Consider the following 7202-nt stretch of genomic DNA (forward strand, 5'->3'; position numbering starts at 1 on the left):
GGAGCCTCATGCCTCTCTGGTCCCTGCACGGCGACGGACGCACGGTGAAGCCCGGCGCCGTCGTCGCCCCCGACGAGCGCCTCGGCTGGGGCGCCACGATCGCCATGGGCCTCCAGCACGTCGTCGCGATGTTCGGCGCCACGTTCCTCGTGCCGACGCTGACCGGCTTCCCCGTGTCGACGACGCTGCTGTTCAGCGGCCTCGGCACGCTGCTGTTCCTGCTCGTCACCCGCAACCGCCTGCCCAGCTACCTGGGCTCCTCGTTCGCGTTCATCGCGCCCCTGCAGGCCGCCATCGCGACGAACGGCATGGGATCGGCCCTCGCCGGCATCGTGTCGGTGGGCGTGCTGCTGGCGATCATCGGCTTCGTCGTGAACGTCGTGGGCGTGGGCTGGATCGACAAGGCGATGCCGCCCGTCCTGGCCGGCACGATCGTGGCGCTCATCGGCTTCAACCTCGCGCCCGCCGCGTGGGGCAGCGTGCAGGGCGGACCGGACGGCGCCATCGTCACGCTCGTGGCGATCATCCTCTTCTCCGTGCTGTTCAAGGGCTTCCTCGGCCGGATCTCGATCTTCGTGGGCGTGCTCGTCGGCTACCTCTACGAGGCCGCCACCGGCTACTTCACGACGCCGAACGAGGCCGGCATGACCCCCGCCGACGTGATCGACCAGGCCGCGTGGTTCGGCCCGCCGCAGTTCGCGTTCCCCGACTTCGCCTCGCCCGGCACGTGGGCGCTGCTGCCGATGTTCCTGCCCGTGGTGCTCGTGCTCGTGGCCGAGAACGTCGGGCACGTCCGCGGCGTCGCCACGATGACCTCGCCGCGCGCCAACCGCGAGACGGGCCGCGCCCTCATCGGCGACGGCGCCGCCACGGCCCTCGCCGGCGTGTTCGGCGGCTCCGGCACCACCACGTACGGCGAGAACATCGGCGTCATGGCCGCCACGCGCGTGTACTCGACGGCCGTGTACTGGATCGCGGGCCTCACGGCGATCCTGCTCGCGTTCTCGCCCAAGATCGGCGCGCTGTTCAACTCCATCCCGCCCGGGGTGCTCGGCGGCGCGACGACGGCGCTGTACGGCCTGATCGGCATCATCGGCGTGAAGATCTGGGTCGACAACGGCTCGGACTTCTCGCGGCCGGTCAACCAGTACACGGCGGGCGTGGCGCTCGTCGTCGCCATCGCGCAGTACACGATGCAGTGGGGCGACTTCCGCCTCGAGGGCATCGCGCTCGGCACGATCGCCGCGTTCGCGATCTACCACCTCGGCAACCTCCTCGCCCGCGCCACGCGCAACGGCGCGGACGACGGCGGCCCGATCCCCGCGGTCGGGCAGCTCGGCGGCGACCCGCAGGAGGCCTGACGATCGCCGCGGGGTCGAGAGATCGGGGCCGCCGGCCTGGTCTCGACTCCGCGTCAGGCGCTGTCGCGCTCCACGAGCTCCGTCGGGAGGATCGTGACGCGCGGCGGCGCCTGGCCGGCGAGGCGCGCGAGCAGCACGTCGACCATCGTCCAGCCCTGCAGCCGCGACGGCTGCCGCACGGTCGTGAGCGCCGGCACGATGCTCGTGGCGAGCGGCGAGTCGTCGAAGCCCACGATCGCCACCTCGTCCGGCACGCCGCGGCCGGCATCGCGCAGGGCCGAGACGACGCCGCGGGCCATGAGGTCGCTCGCGACGAACAGAGCGTCGAACCGCTCCCCCCGCGCGAGCAGCTCGCGGGCCGCCGCCGCGCCGCCGTCGAGCGTGAAGGCGCCGTCGACGACCGGGCCCGGCTCGAGCCCCGCCGCCGCCAGCGCGGCGTGGTACCCGTCGAGACGGTCGACGGCCGCGGGCATGTCGAGCGGCCCCCTCACGGTGCCGATGCGGCGGTGGCCCGACCGGATCAGGTGCTCGACCCCGATGCGCGCGCCCGCGACGTTGTCGACGTCCACCCAGTAGTACTCGTCGCGATCGCGGATGGGGCGACCGCCGAACACCACGGGCACGGCCTCGGCGATGCGCTCGATGTACGTGTCGCTCGTGTGGTGCGACACGACGATCGCGCCGTCGACGTTCCCGCCGCGCAGGTAGCTCGTCGTCTTGTCACCGGGGTCGTCCGAGGCGATGAACAGGTTGAGCACGTGGTCGGACTGCGACATCCGCTCGCTGATGCCGGTCACGACGGCCGCGAAGAACGGATCGCCGAAGAACCGCGTCGTGTCCTCCGGCACCACCAGCGCGATCGCGTGGGTCTGCCGCGACGCGAGCGAGCGCGCGGCCCGGTTGGGCACGTAGTTCAGCTCGGAGATCGCTCGGCGCACGGCCTCGAGGGCGTCGGCGCTCACGCGCGAGCCGCCGCCGAGCACCCTCGAGACCGTGGACCGGGACACGCCGGCGCGCGCCGCGACCTGCTCGATCGTGACGGCGTCGACATCCGGCCGTAGAGTCATTCCTCTCTCAGTATGCCCGCGCGGGCATATCGACGGCGCGTGCCGCGATGATCCGCGCGTACTCCCGGCCGCTGCGCTTCACGATGCGCTGCTGCGTGTCGTAGTCGACGTGCACGATGCCGAAGCGCTTGGCGTAGCCCCACGCCCACTCGTAGTTGTCGAACAGCGACCAGTAGAAGTAGCCGCGCACGTCCACCCCGCGCTCGATGGCGTCGAGCACCGCCGACACATGCGCCCGTACGAACTCCGTGCGCTCGGGGTCGTCGACCGCGCCGTCCACCACGACGTCGTCGTAAGACGCCCCGTTCTCCGTGACGTACAGCGGCGTGCCGGGCAGGTCGCCCGCGACGCGCTCGAGCAGGCGCGTGAGCCCCTCGGGCTGCACCTCCCAGCCCATGTTCGTGCGCGGCAGTCCGCGGTCGTGCCAGTGGATGCCCTCGTGCGACGGGAAGGGCGAGCCGGTGACGCGGTCGGTCGGCGCCTCGCCCGCGGGCGGCGGCACGGGCGCGGGGCTGCCCGACACGAGCTCGCCGTGGTAGTAGTTCACGCCGAGGAAGTCCAGCGGCCCCGAGATCGTCTCGAGGTCGCCCGGCTGCACCGCCCGCTCGAACTCCGCGATCGCGTCGGCGTCGACCGCCCGGATGTCCTCGACGATGTCGGCCGGGTATGCGCCGAGGCGCAGCGTGTCGAGGAACCAGCGGTTGAACTGGCCGTCGATGCGACGCGCGGCGTCGACGTCGGCGGGATCCGAGGGGTCCGCCGCGTCGGCGACCGTGAGGTTCAGCGTGATGCCCACCTGCACGTCCGCATCTCGCGCGCGCAGCTCGGCGGCCGCCCGCCCGTGGGCGAGCAGCAGGTGGTGCGAGGCCAGCACCCCGTCGCGCACGCTCTGGCGTCCCGGCGCGTGCGCGCCGGCCGTGTACGACAGGAACGACGAGCACCACGGCTCGTTGAGCGTGGTCCACGTGTCGACGCGGTCGCCGAGGGCCTCGTGCATCGTGACGGCGAACTCGGCGAAGCGGTCGACCGTGTCGCGCGCGGTCCAGCCGCCGCGCTCCTCGAGCGCCTGCGGCAGGTCCCAGTGGTACAGGGTCGGCCAGGGGCGGATGCCGGCCTCCAGCAGCTCGTCCACGAGACGGCTGTAGAAGTCGACGCCGGCCCGATTGACCGCGCCGCCGTCGGGGCGCACGCGCGCCCACGACGTCGAGAAGCGGTAGGTCTGCAGCCCCAGCTCCTTCATGAGCGCCACGTCGTCGCGGTAGCGGTGGTAGTGATCGCACGCCACGTCTCCGTTGTCGGCGTTGATCACCGCCCCCGGCACCCGGCTGAAGGCGTCCCAGATCGAGGCGGTGCGGCCGTCCTCGAACGCCGCCCCCTCGACCTGGTACGCCGCCGTGGCGGCACCGAAGAGGAAGTCCTCGGGGAAAGAGCGCATCATCATCCCTTCACGGCGCCCGCCATGATGCCGCTCACCAGCTGCCGTCCGGCCACCAGGAACAGCAGCAGGAGCGGCAGCGTGGCGAGCACCACGCCGGCGAGCACGATCGAATAGTCCACGAAGTAGTTCGACTGCAGCAGCGACAGCGCCACCGGCAGGGTCGGGTTCTGGCGGTCGAGCACGATGAACGGCCAGAAGAAGTTGTTCCACGCGGTCACGAAGGTGAACAGGAACAGCATCGCCGCCGCCGGCCGCGCGGCCGTCACGCCCACGGTCCAGAACGTGCGGATCATGGACGCGCCGTCCACGCGCGCCGCCTCGATCAGCTCGTCGGGCACCGACTGGCGCAGGTACTGCGTCATCCAGAACACGCCGAACGCGCTCGTGAGGGCCGGCACGATGATCGCGCCGATCTGCCCCGTCCAGCCGATCTCGCTGAAGAGCACGTACAGCGGCACGACGCCGAGCTGTTGCGGCACCGCCATGGTCGCCACGACGAACGCGAGCAGCGCGGGGCCGCCGCGGAAGCGCAGCTTGGCGAAGGCCCAGCCGGCCAGCGTCGAGAACACCACCACGCTCACGGCGATGACGGTCGAGCTCCACACGCTGTTCCACAGGGCGAGCCAGAAGTTGACCGCCGAGTCGTTCATCACCGCCGCGGCGTTGGCGAAGAAGTTGCCGCCGGGGATCCACGACCGGTTCGGGTCGCGCAGCGTCGACGCGTCGCCCGATCCGATGAGGAACGAGAAGTACAGCGGGAACACGCTGGCGACGAGCACGACGGCCAGGCCCGCGTAGACCCAGAACCCGGGGCGGGATCCGCGGATCCGCACGGTGCGGCCGCGCTTGCCGAGCGGCGTGATGACGGCGACGGTCGCGTCGCCGCCCGCGATCTGCTGCGCGGTCATCGCGTCGCCTCCTTTCGCTGCGCGCGCCGCTGGGCGCGCCGTTCGGCTCTCGTGAGCACGGGGCCTCTGGCGCCCTCGTCGCGCACGAGCGCCCTCGTGATGAGCAGGTTCACCAGCCCGATGGCCAGGATGATGAGGAACAGGATCCACGCCATCGCCGAGGCCCGTCCGAAGTTCCACTCGCCCCAGCCGATGTCGTAGAGGTAGAGCGTGATCGTCAGCCACTGCGAGCCGGCGCCGCCCCGACCGAACTGGTCGAACATGCGCGGCTCGTCGAAGATCTGCAGGCCGCCGATCGTCGAGGTGATGATGACGAAGATGAGCGTGGGCCGCAGCGAGGGCAGCGTGACGCTCCAGAACTGCCGGAAGGCACCCGCGCCGTCCACCGTCGCCGCCTCGTAGTAGTCCCGCGGGATGGCCTGCATCGCGGCGAGCAGGATGAGCGCGTTGTAGCCGGTCCAGCGGTAGTTGACCATGGTCGCGATCGCGACGTGGCTCCAGAACGGCTCGACGTGCCACGGGATCGGGCCGATCCCGAAGAACCCGAGCCACGCGTTGATCTGCCCGGAGTTGTCGGCGAACAGCGCGTTGAAGATGAGGCCCACGGCCACGGGCGCCACGACGTACGGCAGCAGCGCGCTCATGCGCCAGAACGTGCGCGCCCGGATGTGCCGGTCGAGCATGGCCGCGATGAATGTGGCGAGGATCAGCTGCGGCACGCTCGAGAGCAGGAAGATGCTGAACGTGTTGCCCAGCGCCACCCAGAACTTGGGCTGCTGCAGGATCCAGGCGTACTGGTCGAAGGCGACCCACTCGCCCGAGCGGCGGATCTGATCCCAGTCCATGAACGAGATCACGGCCGTGTACAGGATCGGGAAGAGCCCGACGACGGCGAAGACGATGAAGAACGGCGAGATGTAGAGGTACGGCGAGAGCTTGACGTCCCACCGGCTCAGCCGCTGCGAGAAGGAGAGGACGCGGACGGGGCGCCCGGGGCCAGGAGCCCCGGGCGCCACGTCGCGTTCCGCGATGGTGGCGGTCATGCTCAGAAGGCCGACACCTCGGTGACCCACGAGTCCCACGCCTCTTCGGGCGTCTCGAGCCCGTCGAACACGCGGGTGACCGCCTGGTTCAGCGCCTCGTGGAACTGGAAGTACTTCGGTCCCTTGATGGGCGTGACCGTGACCGCGTCGGCGCGGTTGGAGTTGATCTGGCCGACCGGCGCGTCGTTGAAGTACTCGTTCGTCGCGTCGGTGACCTCGGCCATCTCGTAGGCCTCGGGCTGGCTGGGGAACGCGCCGACGTTGGCGAACGCGCGGGCCTGGATCTCCGGGGAGGTCAGCCAGTCGGCAAGCTCCTGCGCGGCCTCGACGTTCTCGCCGTTGGCGGGGATGGTCAGGTACGAGCCGCCCCAGTTGCTGCCGCCGCCGGGGAAGACATCCGCGATGTCCCAGCCGGTGACGTCGGGCGCCTCACCCGAGATGATGCCGTGCATCCACGGCGGGCACAGCATCGCGGCGAACTCGCCGTTGGCCATCGAGGCGTACCAGTCCTCGCTCCACTGGCCGGCGTAGGCCGAGATCGGGACGCCCTTCTCGATCACGGTGTCGAACGTCTCGCGCACGGCGGGGTTCTCGGTCGCGATGACGTTGCCGTCCGCGTCCTCGTAGGTCTCCTCGAGCTGGTTGGCGAGGCCCTGCAGGATCGAGTTGGCCGAGTCGAGGAACGGCTTGCCCGTGGCCTCCTTGTACTGGGCGCCGACCTCGAACAGGTCGTCCCACGTCGTGAACAGGCCGGCGACCTCCTCGCGGTCGGTCGGGAGCCCGGCCGCCTCGAACAGGTCGGAGCGGTAGCAGACGGCCTGCGGGCCGATGTCGGTGCCGTAGCCGATCAGGTTGCCCTCGGCGTCGGTGGCCGCGGCCTCCTTCCAGTCGAGCCAGCGGCCCTTCAGGTCCTCGGGCACGGGGGCGAGCAGGTCGGAGTACTGCATGCCCTCGGCGAGCCAGTCGATCTCGATCGCCTCGATGTCGGCCAGGCCGGTGTTGCCGAGCTTCTGGAAGAAGTTGGCGCGGGCGTCGTTCGAGGTGGCGGCGCGGTTGTGGACGATCGTCACGCCCGGGTGGTCGTCCTCGTACTCCTGCAGCAGCTCGTCGCTGTAGCCGAAGTCGTTGAACGTGGCGATGGTCAGCTCGATGTCGCCGCCGGCGTCGCCGCCGTCGCCGGAGCCTCCGGTGCAGCCGGCGAGCACGAGGCCGCCGGCCGATGCGAGTGCGACGCCGGCGATGGTCCGGCGCAGGGCGCGTGTGGTCACTGTTCCACTCCTTTGTGGGTGCGGGGTGTTCTGGGGTAGGGACATCGGGCGTGGGGGGGGGGCCCCGGCGTCTGGCCGGGGCAGATATTGTGGGGGGGCGCGGGGTGAGTGGGGGTT

6 protein-coding genes are annotated in these 7202 nt (G+C 70.9%); 1 reads left to right on the forward strand and 5 read right to left on the reverse strand.

What is annotated here, in order from left to right:
- Positions 1-8: 8 nt before the first annotated feature.
- Positions 9-1361 (forward strand): uracil-xanthine permease family protein, encoded by a 1353-nt coding sequence (locus ACWDR7_RS05005; protein ID WP_449853827.1) that lies wholly within the window; start codon positions 9-11, stop codon positions 1359-1361.
- Between the two features lie 53 nt (positions 1362-1414).
- On the opposite strand, the gene ACWDR7_RS05010 is transcribed toward ACWDR7_RS05005, so the two are convergent.
- Genes ACWDR7_RS05010 through ACWDR7_RS05030 form a run of 5 tightly spaced genes read right to left on the reverse strand, consistent with a single transcriptional unit; the run spans position 1415 to position 7085 of the window.
- A complete protein-coding gene (locus ACWDR7_RS05010; protein WP_449853828.1) occupies positions 1415-2428 on the reverse strand; it encodes a LacI family DNA-binding transcriptional regulator in 1014 nt (337 codons plus the stop codon).
- Positions 2429-2435: 7 nt separating this feature from the next.
- Complete coding sequence (locus ACWDR7_RS05015) at positions 2436-3863, reverse strand: GH1 family beta-glucosidase (protein ID WP_449853829.1); 1428 nt, start codon at positions 3861-3863, stop codon at positions 2436-2438.
- 2 nt (positions 3864-3865) lie between these two features.
- Positions 3866-4774 (reverse strand): carbohydrate ABC transporter permease, encoded by a 909-nt coding sequence (locus ACWDR7_RS05020; protein WP_449853830.1) that lies wholly within the window; start codon positions 4772-4774, stop codon positions 3866-3868.
- A complete protein-coding gene (locus tag ACWDR7_RS05025; RefSeq protein WP_449853831.1) occupies positions 4771-5817 on the reverse strand; it encodes a carbohydrate ABC transporter permease in 1047 nt (348 codons plus the stop codon). The genes ACWDR7_RS05020 and ACWDR7_RS05025 overlap by 4 nt, the downstream gene beginning before the upstream one ends.
- Before the next feature lie 2 nt (positions 5818-5819).
- Positions 5820-7085 carry an ABC transporter substrate-binding protein gene (locus tag ACWDR7_RS05030; protein ID WP_449853832.1) on the reverse strand — a complete coding sequence of 422 codons (1266 nt, stop codon included), beginning with the start codon at positions 7083-7085 and terminating at the stop codon, positions 5820-5822.
- Positions 7086-7202: the final 117 nt, after the last annotated feature.

Source organism: Microbacterium sp. NPDC003461 (genome assembly GCF_053588335.1).

Coding starts and splice junctions, on each gene's coding strand:
- ACWDR7_RS05005 (WP_449853827.1), top strand. CDS start 9: ATGCCTCTCTGGTCCCTGCACGGCGACGGACGCACGGTGAAGCCCGGC.
- ACWDR7_RS05010 (WP_449853828.1), bottom strand. CDS start 2,428: ATGACTCTACGGCCGGATGTCGACGCCGTCACGATCGAGCAGGTCGCG.
- ACWDR7_RS05015 (WP_449853829.1), bottom strand. CDS start 3,863: ATGCGCTCTTTCCCCGAGGACTTCCTCTTCGGTGCCGCCACGGCGGCG.
- ACWDR7_RS05020 (WP_449853830.1), bottom strand. CDS start 4,774: ATGACCGCGCAGCAGATCGCGGGCGGCGACGCGACCGTCGCCGTCATC.
- ACWDR7_RS05025 (WP_449853831.1), bottom strand. CDS start 5,817: ATGACCGCCACCATCGCGGAACGCGACGTGGCGCCCGGGGCTCCTGGC.